Origin of the sequence: Pseudomonas sp. W2Oct36 (genome assembly GCF_041060465.1) — a bacterium.
Lineage (GTDB): Bacteria > Pseudomonadota > Gammaproteobacteria > Pseudomonadales > Pseudomonadaceae > Aquipseudomonas > Aquipseudomonas graminis_B.
In genome coordinates, this window is record NZ_JAUERW010000001.1 from 398,698 (window position 1) to 421,136 (window position 22,439).

The 22,439-nt window shown below is 63.5% G+C and carries 22 protein-coding genes; 9 read left to right on the plus strand and 13 right to left on the minus strand.

Annotated features, from left to right (window positions below; translation table 11 throughout):
• Positions 1-157: 157 nt before the first annotated feature.
• A complete protein-coding gene (locus QWI18_RS01690; RefSeq protein WP_369318028.1) occupies positions 158-400 on the plus strand; it encodes a hypothetical protein in 243 nt (80 codons plus the stop codon).
• A 93-nt stretch (positions 401-493) separates the two neighbouring features.
• Positions 494-1,168 (plus strand): HAD family hydrolase, encoded by a 675-nt coding sequence (locus QWI18_RS01695; protein ID WP_369318029.1) that lies wholly within the window; start codon positions 494-496, stop codon positions 1,166-1,168.
• A gap of 477 nt (positions 1,169-1,645) precedes the next feature.
• Here the strand turns inward: QWI18_RS01695 and QWI18_RS01700 are convergent, their stop codons facing one another.
• Positions 1,646-2,776 carry an alkene reductase gene (locus QWI18_RS01700; RefSeq protein ID WP_369318030.1) on the minus strand — a complete coding sequence of 377 codons (1,131 nt, stop codon included), beginning with the start codon at positions 2,774-2,776 and terminating at the stop codon, positions 1,646-1,648.
• 467 nt (positions 2,777-3,243) lie between these two features.
• Here QWI18_RS01700 and QWI18_RS01705 point away from each other — a divergent pair, with 467 nt between their 5' ends.
• The 7 genes from QWI18_RS01705 (at position 3,244) to QWI18_RS01735 (ending at position 8,734) form a co-directional block, all read left to right on the plus strand.
• Positions 3,244-4,218 (plus strand): GlxA family transcriptional regulator, encoded by a 975-nt coding sequence (locus QWI18_RS01705; protein ID WP_192131435.1) that lies wholly within the window; start codon positions 3,244-3,246, stop codon positions 4,216-4,218.
• A 131-nt stretch (positions 4,219-4,349) separates the two neighbouring features.
• Complete coding sequence (gene msrA, locus QWI18_RS01710) at positions 4,350-4,871, plus strand: peptide-methionine (S)-S-oxide reductase MsrA (RefSeq protein WP_065991601.1); 522 nt, start codon at positions 4,350-4,352, stop codon at positions 4,869-4,871.
• Between the two features lie 191 nt (positions 4,872-5,062).
• Complete coding sequence (gene ehuB, locus QWI18_RS01715) at positions 5,063-5,950, plus strand: ectoine/hydroxyectoine ABC transporter substrate-binding protein EhuB (protein ID WP_192131430.1); 888 nt, start codon at positions 5,063-5,065, stop codon at positions 5,948-5,950.
• A gap of 339 nt (positions 5,951-6,289) precedes the next feature.
• Complete coding sequence (ehuC, locus tag QWI18_RS01720) at positions 6,290-6,970, plus strand: ectoine/hydroxyectoine ABC transporter permease subunit EhuC (protein WP_369318031.1); 681 nt, start codon at positions 6,290-6,292, stop codon at positions 6,968-6,970.
• The gene (gene ehuD / locus QWI18_RS01725; RefSeq protein WP_369318032.1) at positions 6,967-7,617 is read left to right on the plus strand and encodes an ectoine/hydroxyectoine ABC transporter permease subunit EhuD; all 651 of its coding nucleotides are present in this window, start codon (positions 6,967-6,969) and stop codon (positions 7,615-7,617) included. The genes ehuC and ehuD overlap by 4 nt, the downstream gene beginning before the upstream one ends.
• The gene (locus QWI18_RS01730) at positions 7,610-8,401 is read left to right on the plus strand and encodes an amino acid ABC transporter ATP-binding protein (protein ID WP_369318033.1); all 792 of its coding nucleotides are present in this window, start codon (positions 7,610-7,612) and stop codon (positions 8,399-8,401) included. Before ehuD ends, QWI18_RS01730 begins: the two co-directional genes overlap by 8 nt.
• A 96-nt stretch (positions 8,402-8,497) precedes the next feature.
• The gene (locus tag QWI18_RS01735) at positions 8,498-8,734 is read left to right on the plus strand and encodes a hypothetical protein (RefSeq protein ID WP_065991596.1); all 237 of its coding nucleotides are present in this window, start codon (positions 8,498-8,500) and stop codon (positions 8,732-8,734) included.
• Between the two features lie 926 nt (positions 8,735-9,660).
• Here the strand turns inward: QWI18_RS01735 and QWI18_RS01740 are convergent.
• The 12 genes from QWI18_RS01740 to tssF form a co-directional block, all read right to left on the minus strand.
• Positions 9,661-10,020 (minus strand): response regulator, encoded by a 360-nt coding sequence (locus tag QWI18_RS01740; RefSeq protein ID WP_369318034.1) that lies wholly within the window; start codon positions 10,018-10,020, stop codon positions 9,661-9,663.
• A 45-nt stretch (positions 10,021-10,065) separates the two neighbouring features.
• Positions 10,066-11,493 (minus strand): ATPase domain-containing protein, encoded by a 1,428-nt coding sequence (locus QWI18_RS01745; RefSeq protein WP_083233208.1) that lies wholly within the window; start codon positions 11,491-11,493, stop codon positions 10,066-10,068.
• Between the two features lie 175 nt (positions 11,494-11,668).
• A complete protein-coding gene (locus QWI18_RS01750) occupies positions 11,669-11,854 on the minus strand; it encodes a hypothetical protein (RefSeq protein WP_369318035.1) in 186 nt (61 codons plus the stop codon).
• Between the two features lie 190 nt (positions 11,855-12,044).
• Entirely contained in the window at positions 12,045-13,364 is a 1,320-nt protein-coding gene (locus QWI18_RS01755; protein WP_296309936.1) for a HAMP domain-containing sensor histidine kinase, read from the minus strand.
• Between the two features lie 82 nt (positions 13,365-13,446).
• Positions 13,447-14,715 carry an MFS transporter gene (locus QWI18_RS01760; protein WP_369318036.1) on the minus strand — a complete coding sequence of 423 codons (1,269 nt, stop codon included), beginning with the start codon at positions 14,713-14,715 and terminating at the stop codon, positions 13,447-13,449.
• A gap of 127 nt (positions 14,716-14,842) precedes the next feature.
• Complete coding sequence (locus QWI18_RS01765; protein WP_065991590.1) at positions 14,843-17,065, minus strand: ATP-binding protein; 2,223 nt, start codon at positions 17,063-17,065, stop codon at positions 14,843-14,845.
• Positions 17,058-17,690, minus strand: coding sequence for a biliverdin-producing heme oxygenase (locus QWI18_RS01770; RefSeq protein WP_369318037.1), 633 nt, complete (start codon positions 17,688-17,690; stop codon positions 17,058-17,060). Before QWI18_RS01770 ends, QWI18_RS01765 begins: the two co-directional genes overlap by 8 nt.
• Positions 17,691-17,881: 191 nt before the next feature.
• A complete protein-coding gene (locus QWI18_RS01775) occupies positions 17,882-18,655 on the minus strand; it encodes a type VI secretion system ImpA family N-terminal domain-containing protein (RefSeq protein WP_369318038.1) in 774 nt (257 codons plus the stop codon).
• Entirely contained in the window at positions 18,652-19,092 is a 441-nt protein-coding gene (gene tssE, locus QWI18_RS01780) for a type VI secretion system baseplate subunit TssE (RefSeq protein WP_369318039.1), read from the minus strand. Before tssE ends, QWI18_RS01775 begins: the two co-directional genes overlap by 4 nt.
• Before the next feature lie 3 nt (positions 19,093-19,095).
• Positions 19,096-19,632 (minus strand): type VI secretion system lipoprotein TssJ, encoded by a 537-nt coding sequence (tssJ, locus tag QWI18_RS01785; RefSeq protein WP_369318040.1) that lies wholly within the window; start codon positions 19,630-19,632, stop codon positions 19,096-19,098.
• A complete protein-coding gene (gene tssG / locus QWI18_RS01790; RefSeq protein ID WP_369318041.1) occupies positions 19,613-20,704 on the minus strand; it encodes a type VI secretion system baseplate subunit TssG in 1,092 nt (363 codons plus the stop codon). Before tssG ends, tssJ begins: the two co-directional genes overlap by 20 nt.
• Complete coding sequence (tssF, locus tag QWI18_RS01795; protein WP_369318042.1) at positions 20,668-22,437, minus strand: type VI secretion system baseplate subunit TssF; 1,770 nt, start codon at positions 22,435-22,437, stop codon at positions 20,668-20,670. The genes tssG and tssF overlap by 37 nt, the downstream gene beginning before the upstream one ends.
• Positions 22,438-22,439: the final 2 nt, after the last annotated feature.

Genomic DNA, 22,439 nt, shown 5'->3' on the forward strand with positions numbered 1-22,439 from the left:
CGGCTAAAGCCAGTCCCACGACCCCTGCCGTTCGCGGTCATTTGAAGAATTTGTCGGAACCGCTGCGCCCCTCTCCCGGTCAGGTCTTGCATGAGCATTCAACCGCTGCTGTGCAGACACAGACAGCCGGACAGAGAACTGAAAGGCAGCCTTCCCCATGACCGACATCCTCGACCACCTGGCCCCCGTACTGCGACCGCAAAGCGAGCGCATCCTGGCTGATATCCATGCGTCGGGCTCGACCATCGACGCGGTCAAGAAGGGCGCTCAGGCCAACGGCTTCGTGCTTGGTCTGCGGTGCTGCGGCGGCATTGACGCGCAGCAGGCCGACGCGCTTTCCGAGTTCTACGACAAGGTCGTGGAATGCCGGTTGAAGCGGCTGACACTCGGGTTGTCCTGAACCGCTTTTATGCCCCGGCCTGAACGCCGGGCGCTTCCCCTTTTATTTTTAGTCATTGTCAGCGGATGACCTGTTGACCAACGGAGCCTCACCATGCGATCCAATACCTCCTTCCTTTTCGACCTCGACGGCACCTTGACCGATAGCGTTTACCAAAACGTCACGGCATGGAAGGAAGCCCTTGATTCAGAGAACATTCCACTCGCGATGTGGCGCATCCACCGCAAGATCGGCATGAGCGGCGGCTTGATGCTGAAGATGTTGTCCCGTGAAACCGGGATGGTGATCACTGAGGCGCAGGCTGAGCGGTTGAGTGAAAGGCACGCTGAGGCGTATGAGAGAACTCAGGATCAGATCATTGCGCTGCCGGGGGCCGTGGAGTTGTTGAAGACGCTGGACGATGAGGGTTTTCCCTGGTGCATCGCGACCAGTGGGGAGATGTCGACGGCGCGGATCAATCTGAAGGCATTGGGGCTGGAGCCGGAGCAGATCAATCTGATCACGCGGGATGATGTGAAGAATGGCAAGCCGGACCCGGATTTGTTTGTGACGGCGGCGAAGAAGATTGAGGCGAGGATCGAGGACTGTCTGGTGGTGGGTGATGCGATCTGGGATATGTTGGCGGCGCGGCGGTGCAAGGCGACGGGGATCGGGCTGTTGTCGGGCGGGTATGACGTGAGCGAGCTGGAGCGCGCCGGGGCGTTGCGGGTGTATGAGGATCCGCTGGCGTTGCTGAACCACCTCGATGAGATCGCTACGCGCGAATAGCCAAATCAAGAGAGTCTGCCTAACGGCAGACATTTCGCCTTCGGCGAGTTACTTGGAAAAGCACCCCAAGTAACCAAGGGTGCTTGCTCCTGGTTGGGTTCCTCCTTCGTCGGAATACCTTCACTCCGGTCCCGCTCCGTGGGCCCGCGCCGAACGGGCATCCATGCCCTGACGGCGCTCTCGCCGCATCCATGCGGCTCGGCCCACGGAGCGAGACCTGCGTTCAGCCTGCACCCAAGTCGCGATTGGCGGTGACTGACCCTTTTGCGTATGAAGATCAAAAGCAGAGCAAACGCGTTCTTGGTAGGACTGGCTTTAGCCGGGAAGAGGCCAGTGAACGCACCGCCGGGCTTGATCGTTTAAACCGACTCCAGGCGCGACGCGGTGATCGTTCCCACGCTCTGCGTGGGAATGCATCCTTTGACGCTCCGCGTCGACCCAACCTGTCCCCCAATTCAGCACTGGCGTCTCTTGGCCTTACTGACCCGCTTTATAGACCGGGTAGTCGATATAGCCCACTTCAGTCCCGCCATACAAGGTGGTCGGGTCAACGGGGTTGAGGGGCCAGCCGTTGGCGATGCGTGCGGGCAGGTCGGGGTTGGCGATGAAGGGGCGGCCGAAGGCGATGAGGTCGGCGAGGCCGGCGTCGATCAGGCGGTTGCCGCGTTCGGCGGTGTAGCGGCCGGCGTACATGATGCGTCCGCTGAAGGCTTCACGGATGGCTCTACGGAAGGTCTCCGGCAGTTCAGGGGCGTTGTCCCAGTCGGCTTCGGCGATAGAGACGTAGGCGACGCCGGCGTTTTCCAGAACCTTGACGGCTTCGACGTAGGTGTGATGCGGATCGCTTTCCACCAGGCCGATGTAGACGCGTTCTTCGTCGGTGCTGGCGAACAGCGGTGAGAAGCGCACGCCCAGACGATCCCCGCTAACGGCTTCGGCGACGGCAGTGACGATCTCGCGCAGGAAGCGCAGGCGGTTCTCCAGCGAGCCGCCGTATTCGTCGTCGCGGTGGTTGGCGTGCTCGGAGATGAACTGGTTGACCAGGTAACCGTTCGCCGCGTGGATTTCCACGCCGTCAAAACCCGCTTCGATCGCGTTTTTTGCCGCCTGGGCGTACAGCTTCACCAACTCGCGGATTTCTTCCACGGTCAGTGCGCGAGGCGTCGGCGGCACCACCAGTTGCCCTGCGCCCGGCGCGGTTTCGATGAACGCCTTGGCGTTGGCCGCCGGAATAGCCGATGGGGCAACCGGCGCTTCGCCGTTAGGCTGCAAGGCGTGGTCGGACACGCGCCCCACATGCCAGAGCTGGGCGAAGATGACGCCCTCTTTCGCGTGCACCGCGTCAGTCACTTTGCGCCAGCCTTCGACCTGCTCGGCGGTATACATGCCCGGGGTCCATGCATAGCCTTGGCCGCGCGGCTCGATCTGGGTGCCTTCGGTGATCATGAAACCGGCGGACGCACGCTGCTGGTAGTACGTCGCCATCAGGTCCGAGGCGATATCGCCCGGTTGCAGGCTTCTCTGGCGGGTCAAGGGCGGGAAGGCAATGCGGTTTTTCAGCACGTGCCGACCGAGGTTGACGTGAGTGAGCAAGGGTTGCGTAGCCATGGGTGAAACTCCGTTCAAGGCGTTCAAAGGTGTGACCAGAATGAATGGCGTAGACCAGTCGTCTAGTGGATGGCCGGGAGTCTAAAGCGCACCCGCAGAGCCGGCAATGTCAGATCCGCAATGATTCCGGACATTGATTACGGACTGGCGGACTCGCAGAATCTTGCGCTTTGCGTATCCGCGGTGGGACCGGCGCTGACATCGACCGTAGGACCGGCTTCAGCCGGGAAAGCGTCAGAAGCCACACCGCAAAATCGAGGCTGCTCGCACCGGCCCCTTCCCGGCTCAAGCCAGTCCCACTAAAAACACCGCGCGCATTCAGTGGGACGATCGCCCGCGCTGAACAGGCAGCACGTCAACCAACGCCCATCATTCACATCCTTCCGCACAATCCCCTAGAATGCCGCCTGGTTTCAGGCTCGTGCCCCCTGCGCTGGCAGTGGCGGTAACAGAAAGGCGATCAAGGCATGCGCGACATTTCCAGGCAAAGAACAGTGGCAGTGGTGCTGTTCACCGACGTGCTCATGCTCGACGTGACCGGCCCCATGGACGTCTTTTCGATTTCCAATCGACTGCTGGCACCGGAAGAACAGTACCGATTGATCACGGTGGCCGAGCGACCGCTGCTCATCCGCAGCTCCTGCGGGCTCAAGGTCCAGGCGGATGTGGCGCTGGACGATCTGCCGGCCGACATCGATCTGCTGCTGGTCCCCGGCGGGCCGGGCGCGTACGGCGTCGGCCATCCTCAGCTCACCGCCTGGCTACCCGCCGCCGTCCAGGGCGCCCGGCGTTTCGGGGCGATCTGCACCGGTGCGTTTCTGCTGGGGGACGCTGGCCTGCTGGACGGCTATCGCTGCACCACCCACTGGAACTACGTCGAGCGACTCGCCCGGCGGTTCCCCGCCACCCGGGTCGAAACCGAGCAAATCTACGTCGTCGACCGCAACCTGATCACCTCCGGTGGGATTACCGCCGGGATCGACATGGCCTTGGCCATCGTCGCCGAAGACCACGGCAAGGAGATCGCCCTCGAAGTCGCCAAAGTGCTGCTGGTGGTGATGAAGCGTCAGGGCGGGCAAACGCCCTACGGCCCGCTGCTGGCGGCGGTGCCCCGGGATGACAGCGCGATCGCCCGGGTGCAGGCCTACGTCGTCGATCACATCAATGAGGCGTACACCGTGCAGCGCATGGCCGACCTGGCAGCGATGAGTCCGCGCAATTTCGCCCGGGCGTTCCAGCGCGAAGCCAGCCTGACGCCCATGCAATTCCTGCTCAACGCGCGCATCGATCATTCACGCAAACTGCTCGAAGGCAGTGACCTGCCGCTCAAGGTGGTGGCCAGTCGCTGCGGCTTCGGCAGCGCGCGGCACATGCGCAAGGCATTCAATGAGCGCATCGGCGTGACGCCCGGCCAATACCGTCAGCAGTTCGGCGGCGAGTGAACGAGTGCGCGTCTCCATCCTCTGATCTTCAAGGGCGGCCGTTGCGCCGCCCACTCGCCAACAAGCTCGCAGACACGCACACTGCGGCGCTTGTCTGACACACACCGCTCAACAGCTGGAAGGACTTGCCCATGACCACCCACACCGAAACCGCGCTGCTTGCCGGAGGCTGCTTCTGGGGCATGCAGGACTTGCTGCGCCGCTACCCCGGCGTCGTCTCGACCCGCGTCGGCTACTCCGGTGGCGACGTCGACAACGCCACCTATCGCAACCACGGCACCCACGCCGAAGCCATTGAAATCGTCTTCGATCCCGAGCAGATTTCTTACCGCCAGATCCTGGAATTCTTCTTCCAGATTCATGACCCGTCGACCCCGAACCGCCAGGGCAATGACCGGGGCGTGAGCTATCGCTCGGCGATTTTCTATCTCAACGACCAGCAAAAAGCCGTGGCGCTGGACACCGTGGCCGATGTCGATGCGTCGGGCCTGTGGCCGGGCAAAGTCGTCACCGAAATCGCCCCGGCCGGGCCGTTCTGGGAAGCCGAGCCTGAGCATCAGGACTACCTGGAGCGCATTCCCAACGGCTACACCTGCCACTTTATTCGCGCTGGCTGGAAACTGCCGCACCGCGAAACCTCAACCACGGCCTGATCGACACGGACTGTTCCCCCGGACCGCCTTGCCAGAGCGGTCCAAGGGGGATACGGTTGCCGTGGCACGGGCCGAATCCATCGGACCCAAGTGCATAAACTAATAACTAAACGATATTTATCTAATCTTTTTTAGACTCTTATGATTCGCGGCTTCCGCTTTCCTGCCCCCACTCACGCCACGAGTCCGCCATGCCCTTCCCTCGCACAATCGCTGGAAAATCCCTGTCATTGTCAGCCGCACTCGGCTCCGCCCTGCTGCTGAATGCCGTGGTTTCGTTCTCCGCCGTCGCCGACCTGCTGGAAAAGGGCCGCACTCAGGGCCTGACCGCCGGCATCGCCAACGAGCAGCCCTATGCCTACGTGGGCACCGACGGGAACATCGTCGGCGCCAACGTCGAGATCCTCCGGGCCATTCTCGAACCGCTGGGCATCAGCAAGGTTGAACTGCCCATCACCGAGTTCGGCTCGCTGGTGCCGGGCCTCGCGGCAGGTCGTTTCGATCTGATTGGTGCCGGCCTGTTCATCAACCCGGCACGCTGCAAAGTGATTGGCTATTCCAACCCGGTCACCCGCTCCGGTGGCGCGTTTCTGGTCAAGGCCGGCAACCCGCTGAAGCTGCACAGCCTCAAGGACGTCGCGGCCAACGGCAAGGCGCGGCTGGCGACCCAGCCCGGCAGCAATCAGGTGCAGGAAGCCAAGGACAGCGGCATCAGCAATGGCAACGTGGTGCTCTTCGACAAAGACACCGAAGCCCTCGCCGCGCTGCAGGCCGATCGCGTCGACGTGGTGTACTTCCCCGATGCCGAAATCATCGGCCTGCTGAAAAAAGCCGACGGCACGCCGGTTGAACGGGCGCTGCCGTTCGAGCAGATCCCGGACGCCGATGGCAAACCGACCTGGAATTACCACGCCTACGGCCTGCCGAAAAACGATCCGGCGTTCACCCAGGCGTTCAACGAGCAACTGGCGAAACTGCGCGCGTCCGGTGACCTGCTGAAGATCCTGCAGAAATACGGCTACACCGAAAACGAACTGCCGCCCGCCGACGTCACCGCCGAGCAACGCTGCAACCGCTGAGACTGATCCTGATGACGCCGGCGCTGTCGCCGGCACCATTGTAGGACCGGCTTCAGCCGGGAAGACGTCGGTGGGCGCACCGCAAAATGGTGGGCGCCAGCACGGGCCTCTTCCCGGCTAAAGCCAGTCCTACTGTGGGATCGAGTGCATTCAGTGGGACCGGCTTCAGCCGGGAAGGCGTCGGTGAGCACACTGGAAATCGAGCGTGCCAAGAGGGGCCTCTTCCCGGCTGAAGCCGGTCCTACAGACCGCGCGCATCCAGTAGGACCGGCTTCAGCCGGGAAGCTTCTCGATCCTTCACCCGCGACATGACGGCCCCAGCCCATACGAGTACGGCCCATGCTTTTTGATGCTTCCACCCTGGACACCGCGCGCTTCATCGCTCGCCAGTTGGCCAACGGCGCACTGGTCACCCTGAAAATCACCTTCTTCGCCCAAGTCGTTGTGGTGGTGATGTCGTTTGTCATCGCGCTGATGCGCCTGTCGCCATGGCGCGCGCTGCGCTGGATCGCGACGGTCTACGTCGAAATCCTGCGGGGCATCTCCGCCCTGGTGCTGCTGTTCTACCTGTTCTTCATCCTGCCGCTGTTTGGCATCACCCTGGCGCCGATGACCACCGGCATTCTCGGCCTGGGCCTGACCTTCTCCGCCTATGGTTCGGAAATCGTCCGCTCGGCCCTGAGCAATGTCGCCCGGGGCCAGCGGGACGCGATCAAGGCCCTGGACTTCGACGCGATCACGGCGTTTCGCCGCATCATCCTGCCCCAGGCCCTGCCCTTCATGCTGCCGCCCATGGGCAATCAACTGGTCGAGCTGCTGAAGACCACGTCGCTGGTGTCACTGATCACCCTCAGCGACCTGACGTTTTCCGGCGGTCAGTTGATCACCACCCTGGGCCAGCAGACGCTGATCTGGAGCATCGTGCTGGTGTGTTATTTCGTCATGGCCTGGCCGCTCAGTTGGCTGGTCAAGCGCTATGAGCGGCGGGTCACCCACTGGCGTCGCGGGGTGGCCCCATGAACTTCGATTACGCCTTCGCCTGGTCCATCGTCCCCGATCTGTTTCAGGGGCTGCTGGTGACGCTGCAAGTGGTGATCCTGGGGTTTCTGCTGGCGGCGCTGCTCGGTCTGCTGCTGGCCATCGCTCAGCGCTCGAACAATTCGCTGGTGCAACGGCTGAGCGCCGGCTACCTGAGCTTCTTTCGGCACACCCCACTGATGGTGCAGCTCTACGTGCTGTTCTTCGCCCTGCCCCTGGCCGGCCTGACCCTGCCGGCGATTTCCACCGGGGTGATCGGGCTCGGCCTGTATTACGCGGCCTACATTGCCGAAGCCTTTCGCGGGGCCATCGAAGGCGTGCCGGCCGGACAATGGGAAGCGGCCAAGGCGCTGGATTTCGACGGTGCCACCACGTGGCGGCGGATCGTCTTGCCCCAGGCCCTCAAACCGATGCTGCCAGTGCTGGGCAATTACCTGATCGGCATGTTCAAGGAAACCCCGCTGCTGGCGGTGATCACGATTCCCGAGCTGTTCCAGGCGGCCAAGCAGATCGCCGGCATGACGTACCGCTACAACGAGCCCTACACGGTGATGGCGCTGATGTTTCTGGCGATCAGCGTGCCGACCTCCCTATTGTTCAAATACTTCGAGAGGCGCAGCCATGTCTGATCTCGCACACGCTCTGCCCGGCGCATCGCCGCAGATCATCCTCAAGCAAGTGGTGAAAAACTTTGGCGCGACCCGGGTCATCGATCACCTCGACCTGAGCATCCCCGCCGGCCAGAAAGTCGCCCTGATCGGCCCCAGCGGTTCGGGCAAATCCACGGTGCTGCGCCTGATCAAGGGCCTGGAGGCCTATCAGCACGGCAGTATCGAGGTGGCCGGCTCGCCGGTGCCGGCCAAATCCGGCGGCTGGCATTGGCCGGGTGCGAAGAAGCCGCCGGTGGTGCATCGGGTAGGCATGGTCTTTCAGCAGTTCAACCTGTTTCCGCACCTGACCGTGCAACAGAACGTCACCGAAGCCCCGCTTCAGGTGCTCAAGCTGAGCCGCGAAGAGGCTCTGGAGCGCGCCCATCAATACCTCGGGCTGGTCGGTTTGAGCCACAAGGCCGATGCCTATCCCGCGCAGCTGTCCGGCGGCCAGCAACAGCGCGTGGCCATTGCCAGGGCGCTGGCCATGCGGCCCGAAGTGATGCTGTTCGACGAGGTCACCTCTGCGCTGGACCCCGAGCTGGTCGGTGAAGTGCTGGCCGTAATTCGCGCCATCGCCCACGAGCAGCAGATGACCATGCTGCTGGTGACCCACGAAATGAAGTTCGCCCAGGACATCGCCGACCGCGTGCTGTTCATGGAGGGCGGGCGCATCGTCGCCGATGGCTCGCCGACCGAGGTGCTGGTCGACCCGGACAACGAGCGCACGCGGCGCTTCCTTAATCTGGTGGAGCAGCGTTGAGCGGCTCCGGCCCCGCCTGGCACGCGGCCGAAAAAAACCCGAACTCGGCGACCATCGACACATCCAACCCTCATACCCCACAGCGAGGATGAACCCATGAGCAACGACACCCCGGTCGACCCACGCAACGTCACCCAGCCGGACGCGCCAACCCTGGACAGCGCTGGCAAACCCGTCAACGTGGTACAGCGAGACCTCAATGACCCTGACAACGACACCCGCGCGGTGGACGAAATCATCACCCCGACCTCCATTCGGGAAAAGGAACAGGACGCCGAGGAGCTGAACAAAAAGTCAGCTGAGATCGAACGCAAGGTGGCTGACGGACGTTGATTCACCCAGGGCGGCGTCATGGCCGCCCTGCCTTCCCGAGTTTCAATCCACGCCCGGCATCACCTGCCGCGCCGTAGAATTTTTGGCGTTCACACCGGCCTCTTCCCGGCTGAAGCCGGTCCCACAAAAAGCATCCCGTGCGCCCAGTGAGACCTGCTGCGCCTCGACCTAGGCAGCAGCTGTGACCTCGACCGTGGGACCGGCTTTAGCCGGGAATGCGTCGGCAGCCGCGCCGCAAAATTGTTGGCGTTCATATCGGCCTCTTCCCGGCTAAAGCCAGTCCCACAAAAAGCATCCCAAGCGTCCAGTGACACCTGCTGCCCCCGGACTTCGCCAGCAGTCATGACCTCGACCGTAGGGCCGGCTTTAGCCGGGAATGCGTCGGCAGACGCGCCGTAGAATTGTTGGCGTCCACACCGGCATCTTCCCGGCTGAAGCCGGTCCCACAAAAAGCATCCCAAGCGTCCAGTGACACCTGCTGCGCCTCGACCTAGGCAGCAGCTGTGACCTCGACCGTGGGACCGGCTTTAGCCGGGAATGCGCCGGCAGCCGCGCCGCAAAATTGTTGGCGTCGACACCGGCCTCTTCCCGGCTAAAGCCAGTCCCACAAAAAGCATCCCAAGCGTCCAGTGAGACTTGCTGCGCCTCGACCTAGGCAGCAGCTGTGACCTCGACCGTAGGACCGGCTTTAGCCGGGAATGCGCCGGCAGCCGCGCCGCAAAATTTTTGGCGTTCATACCGGCCTCTTCCCGGCTGAAGCCGGTCCCACAAAAAGCATCCCAAGCGTCCAGTGAGACTTACTGCGCCTCGAGCTAGGCAGCAGCTGTGACCTCGACCGTAGGACCGGCTTTAGCCGGGAATGCGCCGGCAGCCGCGCCTTAGAATTGTTGGCGTTGACACCGGCCTCTTCCCGGCTAAAGCCATTCCTACTTACCCAGCAACGCGCGCACCGCTTCCAGCACTGCGCTGATCTCGAACGGCTTGTCGAACACTTTGCTGAACAGGTCTGGCCGGGCGATGCCCAGATGCGATTGCGCACCGCTCATGAGCACAATCGGGATCTGCCCCAGGCTCTGATTCACGCGCACCGCTTCCGCCAGCTCGATGCCGTTCATCCCCGGCATCATGTAATCCGTAATGATCAGCTGCGGGCGCTCGCGTTCGAGAATGCCGAGGGCCTTCAGTCCGCTGCCGGCGGTGACCGTCAGGTAGCCTTCGTCTTCCAGCGCAAAGCTGAGGATGTCAGCGATGAGGTATTCATCGTCGACAATCAGAATCGTGGTCATGCAGCCCTCCGCGCCAATGAGCGATCATCGGCTCGATGACGACTTCTACGCCGTTGCATTGCCTGAATCGTCGAGGGCATGGAACGCAGCCTTTTTCACAGTCAGACCCTGCTCGCCGATCAAGACGTCCAGCAGGGCCGGGTCGTAGGGGTTATCGCGGATTTTGAGGATCGACAGTTGCCGGGTCAGCCCCGCCGTCGATTGCGCGAAGCGGATCAGCATGAGGTTGTCGACGATGCCCGACATGTCAGGGGCCGGTGCGTCGATCTTGCCGCCGATCAGGCCGCGGATTTCCCAGCTTGAGACCACCGTGACGCCACGGGCGCGAAGCTCGCTCATCAGGGCGCTGAAGAGGTCGAGAATCCGCGATTGGTCGCACGACGCCCGGGCCATGCCGCCGAGACTGTCGAGGAACACGCGCTTGATGCCGTGCTGCTCGACGATCCGCAGCAGGTCGAGGGCGAGTTTGTCGATCAACTCGGCGGTCGGTGATTTCCAGGCGATGTGCAGCGCACCGGCGCGTTCCAGCGCTTCAAAGTCCAGCCCGAGCGCCGCCGCCTTCACCCGAAGGCGCTGTGGCGACTCGTAGAAGCCGAACAGCAGCCCCGGTTCATCGGGCGTCGAGCGCGCGAGAAAGTTAAGGCCGAACGTGGTCTTGCCTGTGCCCGACGGGCCGAGGAGCAAGGTCACCGACGATTCCACCAGGCCACCACCGATCAGCGGGTCCAGCGTGTCAATCCCGCTGGCGACGACACTGAACTCAGCACTGTCGCGCAGCGCCGAGTGGGTGATGGTGCTTTCAAGGCGCGGGTAGACGACCAGCCCGTTTTCGGTGATTTCGCATTCGTGGGCGCCGGGGATGGCGCCACTGCCACGGGTCTTGCGCGCCTTGATACGGCGCACGGACCGGTTGCCGACCAGCTCTTCGCCCATTTCCAGCACGCCGTCGACCATGGTGTGTTCGGGGCTGCCGTCGTCCAGCTGGGAACTGGTGAGGAAGAACACCGTGCACCCGGCGAACGCGGCGTGGCCCTGCAGCTCGGAGATGAAGCGTTTGGTGTTGAGGGTGGATTCGGCTTTGGAGCGGGCATTGAGCAGCCCGTCAAGGATCATCACCGTGGACTTCTGGCGGACGATCTCCCGGCGCAGCAGCTTGACGACTTCATCAAGGCCGTCGTTTTCCATGGTGTCGAACGCGCTGACGAACTGGATCTGGTCGCCGACCCGGTCTTTGTCGAAGAAGCTCATGGTGGAGAGGAACTGAAACAGCCGTTCGTGGGGCTCGGCGAGCAGGGTCGCGAACAGCACGCGGCCGCCATTGCGGATGTGATTGAAACCGATCTGGTTGGCCAGAATGGTTTTTCCGGAGCCCGGTCGACCCTGAATGATGTACGAGGACCCGGCAACGAAGCCGCCCATTAGCAGCTCATCAAGCCCTTCAATTCCGCTCTGAAGGCGTTTTAGCTGATTCAAATTTGCTTCCTCCGCCACGGTATTGGCGTGGTGAATATTGCGAGTTAGGTGCGCGAATAATCGCGCATTCTTCCGTTTTTGAAGAAGCTTTCCAAGCGCAATCATCAATTTCAATGACAGATGCACACGCATTTGCCGACAGACGCAGCGATTCACCCATCCGAACGAATGATAATCACTCGGCCGGATCGGCACCGGCTCCGGGGGTGCACCCATCGGTCTCGGCCTGGGACTGCTCGCTGCGCCGCTCGGGATCGTCGGGTTTGATGGGGGCAGACAGGGGGTATTCAGGGGTGTCATCCGTACCTGCCGCTCGATCGTCGGCAGGCATGCAAATGAGTGATGGGCTGGAAGGATGCATGGTCGCAGGTCCATAAGGGAGGCAACCCTTGGAGCGCACTGTCGAGCCCTCGTGCGGTGCACCGGACCAGTGGCGTGCGCAGTGTCGCCTGCGCCCTGTGGAGCGGGCGCGGTTGGATTGGTTTGACCTCGACTGAAGGACCGACTGAAGGACCGACTGCAGGACCGGCTTCAGCCGGGAAAGCGTCGGATTAATCGCTGATGTCGGCGCTGGGGCTTGTGGCCACCAACATCTCATGGGTCGGCTTCAGCGACACGGTAAAACAGCATCCCCCGTCATCACGGCTGGTCAGGTTGACTGTCCAGTGCTGGTTGGCGCAGATGCGCTGGACCAGCGACAACCCCAGGCCCAGCCCCTCCCCGCGCTGTTCGTCGCCGCGCACGAAGGGCTGGAACATGGCCTGCTGTTTTTCCAGCGGAATGCCGATGCCGCTGTCCTCGACGCTGAACCCGTCGCTGCGCAGGGTCAACTGGATGAATCCCTGATCGGTGTAGTGCCAGGCGTTGCGCAAGAGATTGCCCATCACCGAGCGCAGCAAGGGCGCGTTGTAGGCCTCGTCGTCGCCTTCCAGGCGCTGATAGCTGAAGCGCAAGCCTTTGGCTTCGATGGGCGTGCGCCAGGTGTCAGCCAGCTCGTCGGCGATCAGCACCAGAGACGACCGCTGGCCATGAGGCGTGTTCTTGCCTTCGGTACGGGCCAGCAGCAGGAAGGTTTCGACCAGTTGGTTCATACCCGCGGTCGCCTTGCCGATCCGCTTGACCTGCATGCGGGAACGGTCGTCCAGCGCCGGGTATTCCATCAGCAGTTCGCAGGACGTCGCCAGCACCATGAGCGGCGTGCGCAGCTCATGGCTGACGTCGCTGGTGAACAGCTTTTCGCGACTCAGCGCGGCCCGCAGCCGGCCCAGGGTTTCGTCGAAGGATCGGGCCAGTGCGCCGACTTCGTCATTGGCGTAATCGCTGGCGAGCACCGGCGCCAGTTCCAGCAACTGATCGCGATGACGCACCTGACCGGCCAGGCGCGACACCGGCGTGATCACCCGGGACGCCAGCAGCCGCCCCAGCAACACCGCCAACAGCACGCTGAGGACGAAGCCGACCAGCACGACCCCGAACAGAATTCGTTCACGTTTCTGGAATTTGCGCTGATCCCGCAACAACACGTAATGGCGCCCGTTCACTTCCGAGACCATGGCGTAATAGGCTTTCTTGCCGCGAAAGAACTCCTGAAATCCCAGGGGCAGGCCCTTGAGGTCATCGCTCATGGCAAGGTCGCCAACGCCCTCTTCAGCGTAGAACAATTCGTCTTTTTCAGGCCGGTGGCGCCAGTCGTTGATGCTGTCCACCGCCAGCAGACGGTGCATGTTGCCCTTCAGGCTCATGATCGACAGGCGCTTTTCGACCACGTGCACGGTGGCAATGATACCGGCGGCGAATACCCCGGCGACCAGGGTGCTCATCAAGGCGAATACGATGACAATCCGTTGCTTGAGGCTGTGTTTGATGTCCATGAAGGTCCGTGCATGGCGGTACTCGAATCCGGGGCGTCGCCCCTCCTGCGGCGATTATCGGGTGCGGGATGTCATGGTTTTGTCAAATGCCGCGCTCCGCCCGGCTGGCGCCCGTCCCGCTGGACATCAGAGGCCGCATCAGCAACATCCCGACCGCGCACCCGCCCATCAGCAGGCAGGTGGCGATGAAGACCACCGGCATCCCGAAATGCCCGCCCAGGTACCCCCCGGTCAGCGGCCCCAGCACCTGGCCGATGTACTGGCAAGACGTGGAATAGCCCAGCATGCGCCCCGCCACGGCGTCGGGCACCGAATGACGGATGATCGCCGCAATGCACGGCAACAGGCCGCCCAGGGCAATGCCCATGAGAAAACGCAGCAGCACCAATTGCCAGGCATGGCTGACGAACGCCTGGGGGATGAGCAACAGAGCGGCCGCCGTCAGGCAGCCGATGACCACTTTCCAGTGGCCGATGCGGTCGGCCAGCTTGCCGATGCGGGACGCCGACAACACGCTGGCCAGGGCGGTAGCCGACATCACCAGCCCGGCCATCAGCGTGACGTTTTCACTGTGCAACTGGGTCAGGTACACGGTGATGATCGGCTCGATGGACATGATCGAAAACATCACCAGACAGGCCACAACCAGCATGGTCAGCACTGGCCCTTTGTCCGCGATGACGTCCCACGCCCGCACAGCCGGCGCCTTCGCCGCACCCGCCTGACGTCGAAGCCGAGGCGCTTCCTTCATCAGAAACAGCGTTGCAAGGAAGGTCAGAAAGATCACGCCCCCGGCCAGGAAGAACGTGTGACGGATGCCGATCAGCGGCGGCAACAGTCCGCCAATCAACGGCCCGGCGAGATTACCGGCCATGATCCCCGAAGAGAGCATCCCCAGTGCCCAGCCGGTGCGCGCCCTGGGCGTCTGCGTCGCCACCAGAATGGTCGCGCCGGAGGCATAGCCGCCGAGCAACCCTGCCAGCAAACGCAGCCCGACCAACTGGTAAATGTTCTCCGCCAGCCCGATCAGCGACATCGCCACCGCCATGCCCAGGCTGGCGCGAATCAGCATGAGCTTGCGCCCGTAGCGGTCGCCCAGCCGCCCCCACAGCGGTGCCGTCAGCGCGGCAGACAGAAAGGTCGCGCCAAACGCCACCCCCGACCACTGCACGATGCCGGCCTGATCGCTGACGCCCAAGTGTTCGACATACAGCGGCAGAAACGGCAGCAGCAGCGTCATGGCGACGATGGTGGTGAACGCGCCGAACACACAAACCGCCAGATTGCGCTTCCAGTGCTCTTCGACGATGGATGGCAGGGGCTCAGCCTGGGATTGGGGGTGTGCGGTCATGATGGCTCTACCGTGGACGGAACACGCTCACGGTAGAGGGCTGACAGGCATAAATAAAATTCATGTTTTTCATGCGGGGGATTCCAGTCAGGAATAACCCCCGGCCACTGGGGCGCTCGCGTCCGGGTCAGGACGCCATGGACGCGCGCGGCACCGTGAAGCGGAATTCGCTGCCGACGCCCTCTTCACTGGCGGCGGTCAGTTCGCCGCCGTGAGCCCTGACGATGCCCTGGGAGATGTAAAGCCCCAGGCCCGTGCCGCTCGGATTGCCTTCACGCCTGCGCCAATAGCGCTCGAACACGTGGGGCAACTGATCGCCACGAATGCCATCCCCGCTGTCCACCACGGCGAACACCACATTGTCGCCCGCGGCTGACGCCGTCACCTTCACACTGCCGGACTTGGGCGTGAATTTGATGGCATTGCCCACCAGATTGGAGAGCACCTGAAACATGCGCTCCGGGTCAGCGAAAATCGTCAGGTCGGGATCAGCGTCGAACGTCAGGTCGATGAATTTGTTCAGCGCCAGTGGCGTGAGCAGTGACCAGGCGTCTTCGAACAACTGACTGACTTCCAGCGGCTCGGCGTCGATGAAGTAGCGGCCGGCTTCGATCTTTGAGGTATCGAGCAAATCCTCCAGCAGGTTGGTCATTCGCGTGGACGCGCGCTGCAGGATGTCGATGGCCGAGTTGAGTCGTTTGGTAGACGCCGTGGCGTCGGCGTTGATCACCCGCTGCATCATGGCGCACTGCATGACGATGACGGTCAGCGGGCTGCGCAGGTCGTGGGACACCACGGCCACCAGCTCATCGCGGGCACGCACGGCCTCTTTTTCGCGCAGCACCTGCCGTGACAGGTCCGCCTCCAGCGCCGAGCGACGCAGGTCGGACACCGCGTAGACCTCGCCGGCGCTCCAGGCCCTGGCCTTGCCCTCGACCTGCTGTTCCCACAGGGCAAAGGATTCCCGTGGCTGCAGGCGGTCATTGACGACCCGTTTGGCCTCCTGTGGGTTACCGCTCCACTCCACGCTGCCCCTGACCTCTGCGCGAAACCACAGCACCGCGTTGGCCACCGGCTTGGGCAAGCTGAACGCCAGCAGTCCGCTGGCCACGTCTGGATAGCCTTGCGCGTCGGGGAACACGGCGCCGAGGCTGGACGTCTCGAACACCGCTCCGGGCCGGTTCTGCAGCCATTGCTGCAACGCGCTCACTTGCTCGGTGCTCGGGCACTGGCCGATCAGGTGCACCTGACCGTCGATGATCACCGCCACACCGTTGGCGTCGACCAGTGTCAGCAGCGCCTGGGAATGTTCAAGCAGCCCGTTGTAGACGTCGGCCGCGGACTCGTTCATCGCCCTGGACAGCCGGTCCAGCATGTGATGTTTGGCCAGTCGCTGGCGCTGAGTGTGCTGATCTTCCAGCAGGCTGATCTGCATCGACAGCACTTGTCCGATGGTCTGGCAGGCTGAGCGCAGGGTGTGGGGAACCTGCAGCGGCTCGCGATTGCCGCAACTGATCAGGCCCCAGAGGCGTTCATCCTTGAGCAGGGAGATGCTCATCGATGAGCGCACGCCCATGTTATGCATGTACTGACAATGGATCGGCGACACGCTGCGCAGCACCGCGTGGCTCATGTCCAGCGGTTCGCCGGTATCCGGGCGCAGGGCCGGGACCATAGGCGCCGGCACATACGCGGCGTCGGGGATGATGCGCAGCCAGTTCAGGCGATACAGCTCGCGGGCCTGTTGCGGAATGTCGGTGGCGGGGAAGAACAGCCCCAGGTAGGCGTCCAGTTCGGCCGTTGCCGACTCGGCAATGACCTGCCCGTGGCCCTCCTCTTCAAAGCGATAGATCATCACCCGGTCGTAGCCGGTCAGTGCGCGGATTTCCGCGACGCTGATGGCGTACAGATCGTCCAGCGATTTGGCCGATTGCAGGCGACGCAAGGTGCGCGTGAGGCGCGGGCCCAAGTGCTGCATCGATGCCTGGGTGGCGACGGGCTCCACCTCCAGAAACAGCAGGCCGTCATGGCGATGCAACAGGCCATCGAATGCCTGCCCGGCAAACTGCATCGGCAACGGATCGAGGCTGTGCAGATCCGCGTCCCGAACGGCGTCGCGTAAGGCGTCGGCTTGCGCCTCGCCCAGCCAGCGTGCCAGCGAGTCGCCGGCCTGCACGTCGCCGGGAATGCCCAGCATCTGCCAGGCATTGGCACTGGCCTGTTGCACGGACCAGTCGGCTTCGAGCAGCGTCAGCAGAGCGCCGTGGGGCTGAATGGCGCCCGGGATACGAATCGGTTCGTTGGCGCAGGTGTCCAGCAGGTCATCCATGGTCTGCATGTTGTTAAGCATTGTTCAGCACTCCCGCTCGCTCCAGCCAGGTTTGAAAGGATTCAAAGGTGAGGCGGGCCGATTGCACCACCTCGGTGTTGTACAGCGGGGTGTCGAACTCGGCCAGTTGTTTCAGGAAAGCTTTCCACAGATGACCGGTGTTGCGGCCGTAGACGTCCAGAAACTCGCCGCCGCTGTCGGCGTCCACGCCCAGTCTGTCGGCGATGATGCGGCGCAACACCTGCCCCCCCAGGGTCGCCCCTTCCATGACGTACATCACGCCGAGTAACTGCGCGACGCTGTCGATGGCGGGCAGCTCGGTGCACAGCGGCAGCGCCTCAATCTGCAGGTCGTTCAGGCCAAGGGCGTGCAGATCCTTGATCAGCGCCGGGATTTTCTGCCGCGCAGGATCAACGGCCTGGGGCGCCAGAAAACGCTCAATCGACTGTTGCAGGGGCAGATGAAAACCGTAATAGGCAGCGATGATCCGTTTGTAGGTGTCGAGATCAAGCTGTGGGTGGGTCAGTGGCAATCGGGCTTCGAGTGCCGTGTGCTGGACAGCGGTCGCCGTTCGCAATTGCTGAAGGACGCTGGCAACGGGGGCCGGGACGCAGGGGTCGCGCAACGCAGGGGTGATTTCAACCAAGGGCGAAAGTGTCCGGTCTGAGCGGACGTGCCTGAACATGCGGCAGCCGCGGTGTTGAGGCAGATGATGCGCGCACACTAATGGAGTCAGTGCCCGGCTGTAAATATGGCCGACGGGTAAATGCCAAGGTTCAGCCGGGCGGTACATTCCGTGCGCGACCGACCCCGCGGAAAGTGTGGGGTCAACGCACCTCAATAGCCTGCGGCCAGAACGATGAGACAGCCGAACAGCGCGGCAGCGAGCCATCCGATACGGAGCGCTCGAAGCTGCTGGAGGGGCGGATTGGGGGGCGTGGCCTTCCTCCGCGTGCCTGGCCGGTTGCGCTGCGTGGAGCCGGGCACTGCGCGCTGCACTGGGGAGTCCGCTGAGGTGGGCAGCGTTGAAGCTCGCGCTGTTTGCTGCCCGACAACGCCAAGGGCTTGGGCATCGCGCTCCAGACGTGACACCCGCTGTCCGATCTGCTCGTGCAACCGATCCAGCGCGATGAGGGATTGCGGATGTTGCTCAACCAGCGTCTGGCGCAGCGACCCAAGCCGCGTGCTCAGCAGGTTAAGGCCTGCCCGATCGCAAGGGTTGATGTCCAGTTCCCGCAGCACCGCTTGCCACGAGCCGAACACTCCGCCGAGGATTTCCGCCCGCGCCGATACCCCTCGGGGCCAGGGTTTGGCGTCTGCCCGCAAAAGGCTCTCCAGCACCGCCACGCCTTCGAACATCCCGTCCACTCCGGCCAGGTGACTGCGCGCCAGGGCATAAGCCGCCGCTGTTTGCAGGTCCGCGCCATGGCTGGCAAACAAGGCCAGGCAGCACTGTTCGATGGATTGCCAGTCCACATCAGGGCAGGCCGGATGACCCATTCGGGCCATTTCAATGCACAACCTCCGGTAGTCCGGCAATTCCCGCGGATCGCCGCCGGCCTTGATCCCCATGGCGAAGCCCTGGGTCATCGCGCGCGCTGTCAGCCTCATGGGAGGGCCCGCACATCATGGCGCTTGAGATGACGCACCACCGCCCTTCCCTCCGGGCTCAACGTCGTGCCGAACGTCGCGATGCGCTCGCCTTCCAGCGTAGCGTCGAGCGCGTAGACCAGATGGCCCGGTTCGGTCTGCGGCAACAGCTCAATGTGCAGCGACAGCAGGCGCGGCTCGTATTTGAGCAGCGTGTCGGCGATGGTCCGCATCAGTCCATGGGCGGCAGACGGCAATCCTTCGAGCACGGCGCCCATGTCCGGCAGGCCGTAATCGGGCAGGTGCGCGAGGGTGCCCGCGCGGCTGTTGAGAATGCGCTGCAGGTTGTCCAGCACCGAGAGCACGTACTGGTCGTCCTCCGCCACCCGGGCCAGATCGAGTTCACCGGTGAAATTCTGCAGCAGGGTTTCGTAGAGCGACGGGTTGAGCTCGGTCATGGCTCAACCCTCGGCCAGGGGGCGCAGCGTCAGCCGGCTTTCTCCCAGTTCGATAACCCGTGGCCGGTCCGGGTCGAGGTCGTCGCGGTTGAGCAGCATGCGCCAGTCGTTGGCCTGTGAATCGGGCTCGCGGAACAACCCGACGACGGCGACCACCCCGGCGTTTTCGTCCAGCGGCACATCCAGCTGCGCACCCTCCCCCGGCTTGATCACCAGTGAGCGCTGATCCAGCAGGTCAGCGCCGAGCAGGCGGTCGGCGTCCCGCAGCAGGTCGTCGTAGGTGGCTTTGCTTGCCGATTTGCCGTCGCGCAGCTGGTACACCCGCACCATCACCGGCACCGACAAGGCGCGCATGTCCGTGCCGTCGTTGTTCAGGGCCTGGCGGCCGTCGAAGTCCAGACGCAGTGTTCTGACCTGTTTGTAGAAGATCGCCCGGGTCATGGACGCGGTGGATTCCGACACGCTCTGCGTGACCCCGCAGCCGCTGACGAGGAGCCCGAAGGCGCAGAGGGTCAACGCTCTAAAAATCATAGGCGACATGGGTGGTTTCTCTTTCCTGAGGGTTGAGGTGGAGCCCTTGATAACGGCCCAAATGGATAGTGATCGTGTCGTTTTCCCCGGCAGCGCGGCCCTTCAACTCGAGCCCTGCAGTCATGCCCAGCAGCACGCCGCGTCCGCTCAGCGCTGACACCGGCAGGCACTCAATCGGCAGCGACAAGCGCAACCGCGCCGTACAGCGCCAGCCCAGATACACCTGCAGCAGCACCCGCAGGTCGCTGTGCAAGCCGCCGCCGGGCAGCCATTCCCGCGCCTCGTCGTGGTCGGCGGTGAACAGTGTCAGCAACAGTTCGCTGTTGACGTCGCGACCGACGCTGCCCAGCGGCGTGCCCTGGGACAGGTTCACCGGCCGTGCGGAGGACAGGCTGGCCGGCGTGGCGAGGGCGATGTTTCGCGGCCAGTGCGGCGCGATCGACACCCGGGTGTGAGACGCCAGTAAATGCACCAGCGCCGAAATGCCTTCGGCGTTGCGGGTCGGCAAACGCATCACCCCGAGCAGCGCCAGAAAGCGCGACAGCGGCGTGGCGATACGTTTTGCCGTGCCGGGGATGCCCAGCCCGATCAGCCCGAACAGGCATTGCGAGGTCGGGTCGGCACCCGCGGGCGCAAATGAGGCCGGGTACGAGTACTTGCGCCAGATCCGGTAAAACTGGGTGAAGACCCGATGGTTGAAGATGTCGAGAAACCCCTCCAGCGCCTCGTGGCCTTCCCGCTTTTGCGCGATGTCGTCGAGGTAGCGCGTCGGCAGCGGTGAATCCACGCCATAGAGGCCGAGCAAGCGGGTGCGCACGGTCGCGGGCAGTGGCTGATCCTCAGACGACCACTCCACGGCTTTGAGCTCACTGGCCGGAAAGCCCATGCCGGGGTCAGGCCGGAAACGCACCAGATCATCCTTCGGGTTTTCCGTGCTGCCCAACGACGGCTGGCCGGGCGCAGCGCTTTCCAGCAACTGGCAGAAACGGTAGACGCTCGCCTCTGCCACCCGCCCCTGCACGGCATCGAGCCATTCGACGAGTCTTAGCCGGGAATCCGCTGGCTGTGGTTTTCGCTCCATCGCAGGCTCCTCCCGGTCGGTTGCAGGATCAGGGTGATCTGGGTGAACAGGTGGATGTCGGCGTACAGCGCGAAGAACCGGTTGAGCATTTCGCCGAACAGGCAGATGTCGCCCTCGCCGGCAAAACCGTTGGCGTCGAGGGTGACTTCGATGTCCACCCCGCGCAGGAGAAAGCCTTTTTCGAAGCGCTGAATGAGGTGGTGACGGACGTCGACGATGGCCTCCAGACGTCGGCGATTGAGCTCGCTGCCGGTCCAGTCGTACAGCGCCAGGGTGCCGCGCAGCACTTCGGCGCTGTCGAGCATCGGCAGGAAGTTCGAGCCCAGGTGGCTCAATACTCGCCAGTGAAAACGGTCGCGACTCGGCGGGTAGCACGGCAGGGTCGGCGCACACAGATTGCGCACCCGCAGGCCTGCCTGGGTGGCGTGCAACGGCGTGTCGAGGATCGTGCTTTGCAGCGCTTTTCGCGGCAACTGGCCGTTGGTGCCAGTGAGCCGCAGGGACAGACACGCGCGCTCGGCGAGCCGATCGACGTCGGCGCCCTCTCCGCCCAATATCAGCCACGTGTCATGCAGCCCGTTCGCTGCGCGCTTGAGGCGGGTGTGGAAGTAGCGCTCGGGCGCCTCGTCGCGGAGCATGCCGCCCTTGTGCCGGAAGCTGGAAAACGGCACGTACGCTTCCCGCCCGGAACCCCGGGACGCTGTCACCCGGTCGACCGAATAGATCTCGGTGTGGCCGTCCTGCAGACGCATCGGCCGCAATAGATAGTCGGTCTGCAAAGGGTCCAGGGACAGCGGGTCAGCCTCCAGCGGGAACAGGTTGATCACCGGCACGGCGTGCAGGCGAATCTGTTCCGCGCTCAGGGCAAGCCCGTGAGGCCACGCCTGACTCAGCACGACCTCGAGCTCGAACCACGGCGCGTCCGGCGCGATGCTCATGTTCTCGAGCCCGTGCAAGGTGACGAACATGAATTTCTCGCGAAAACTGAAGTACTCCAGCAGCAACTGATAGCCGCTGAAGGCGCTGTCGCCCTTGGGCCAGAGCCGGTCTTCATCGCTGAAGCCCTTGGGCGCAAAGCGCCCTTGCAGCGGTTGACGTTGCGCGTCTCCGGGCTGACGGACATAGAGCGCCTGGGTGCCCAGGGTCAGCGCGTGGTGCAGCGCGTTGGCCACCGCCGGCGTGGCGTTGAGGTACAGCGGGATGCGGCGCAAGTCCAGTTGGCCCCAATGGCTCAGCGCACCACAGGAAAAACGCAGGCGGATCAGCGGGCGGCCGTCCGGCTCCTGGGCCAGGCGCACCGAATCCAACGCCAGCGGACGCAGGGTCAACGCCTGGGTGGTGGTGTAATTGCAGCGCGTGCGCTGAGGGCCGATGGGTTGCGACTGAATTTCAAAGCCCGTTGCGACCTCCTCGCTTTGCTTCATCTGGTGCACGTCGGGTTGCAACTCGACGATGGACAGCGAGGGAATGGTGCGCAAGTAGTGGGGCCACAGCAGGCTGACCAGGCCTTCGGTCAGCTCCGGCAAGTCATCGTCGAGCTTTTCCCGCAGGCGCCCCATCAGGAACGCGAAGCCTTCGAACAGCCGCTCGACGTAGGGATCGTGGGCGCCGGGTTTGTCCAGATTCAGCGAGGCGGCGCGGTCGGGAAACGCCTGGGCGAACTCCTTGCCGGCCTCGCGCAGGTAGCGCATTTCGGCATCGAAATAGCGCAGGGTCAGATTGTCCGTGTTCAAAG

What these genes read in the sequence shown, in the direction of transcription:
- QWI18_RS01690 (WP_369318028.1), top strand. Translation starts at nt 158, where the DNA reads ATGACCGACATCCTCGACCACCTGGCCCCCGTACTGCGACCGCAAAGC.
- QWI18_RS01695 (WP_369318029.1), top strand. Translation starts at nt 494, where the DNA reads ATGCGATCCAATACCTCCTTCCTTTTCGACCTCGACGGCACCTTGACC.
- QWI18_RS01700 (WP_369318030.1), bottom strand. Translation starts at nt 2,776, where the DNA reads ATGGCTACGCAACCCTTGCTCACTCACGTCAACCTCGGTCGGCACGTG.
- QWI18_RS01705 (WP_192131435.1), top strand. Translation starts at nt 3,244, where the DNA reads ATGCGCGACATTTCCAGGCAAAGAACAGTGGCAGTGGTGCTGTTCACC.
- msrA (WP_065991601.1), top strand. Translation starts at nt 4,350, where the DNA reads ATGACCACCCACACCGAAACCGCGCTGCTTGCCGGAGGCTGCTTCTGG.
- ehuB (WP_192131430.1), top strand. Translation starts at nt 5,063, where the DNA reads ATGCCCTTCCCTCGCACAATCGCTGGAAAATCCCTGTCATTGTCAGCC.
- ehuC (WP_369318031.1), top strand. Translation starts at nt 6,290, where the DNA reads ATGCTTTTTGATGCTTCCACCCTGGACACCGCGCGCTTCATCGCTCGC.
- ehuD (WP_369318032.1), top strand. Translation starts at nt 6,967, where the DNA reads ATGAACTTCGATTACGCCTTCGCCTGGTCCATCGTCCCCGATCTGTTT.
- QWI18_RS01730 (WP_369318033.1), top strand. Translation starts at nt 7,610, where the DNA reads ATGTCTGATCTCGCACACGCTCTGCCCGGCGCATCGCCGCAGATCATC.
- QWI18_RS01735 (WP_065991596.1), top strand. Translation starts at nt 8,498, where the DNA reads ATGAGCAACGACACCCCGGTCGACCCACGCAACGTCACCCAGCCGGAC.
- QWI18_RS01740 (WP_369318034.1), bottom strand. Translation starts at nt 10,020, where the DNA reads ATGACCACGATTCTGATTGTCGACGATGAATACCTCATCGCTGACATC.
- QWI18_RS01750 (WP_369318035.1), bottom strand. Translation starts at nt 11,854, where the DNA reads ATGCATCCTTCCAGCCCATCACTCATTTGCATGCCTGCCGACGATCGA.
- QWI18_RS01755 (WP_296309936.1), bottom strand. Translation starts at nt 13,364, where the DNA reads ATGGACATCAAACACAGCCTCAAGCAACGGATTGTCATCGTATTCGCC.
- QWI18_RS01760 (WP_369318036.1), bottom strand. Translation starts at nt 14,715, where the DNA reads ATGACCGCACACCCCCAATCCCAGGCTGAGCCCCTGCCATCCATCGTC.
- QWI18_RS01765 (WP_065991590.1), bottom strand. Translation starts at nt 17,065, where the DNA reads ATGCTTAACAACATGCAGACCATGGATGACCTGCTGGACACCTGCGCC.
- QWI18_RS01775 (WP_369318038.1), bottom strand. Translation starts at nt 18,655, where the DNA reads ATGAGGCTGACAGCGCGCGCGATGACCCAGGGCTTCGCCATGGGGATC.
- tssE (WP_369318039.1), bottom strand. Translation starts at nt 19,092, where the DNA reads ATGACCGAGCTCAACCCGTCGCTCTACGAAACCCTGCTGCAGAATTTC.
- tssJ (WP_369318040.1), bottom strand. Translation starts at nt 19,632, where the DNA reads ATGTCGCCTATGATTTTTAGAGCGTTGACCCTCTGCGCCTTCGGGCTC.
- tssG (WP_369318041.1), bottom strand. Translation starts at nt 20,704, where the DNA reads ATGGAGCGAAAACCACAGCCAGCGGATTCCCGGCTAAGACTCGTCGAA.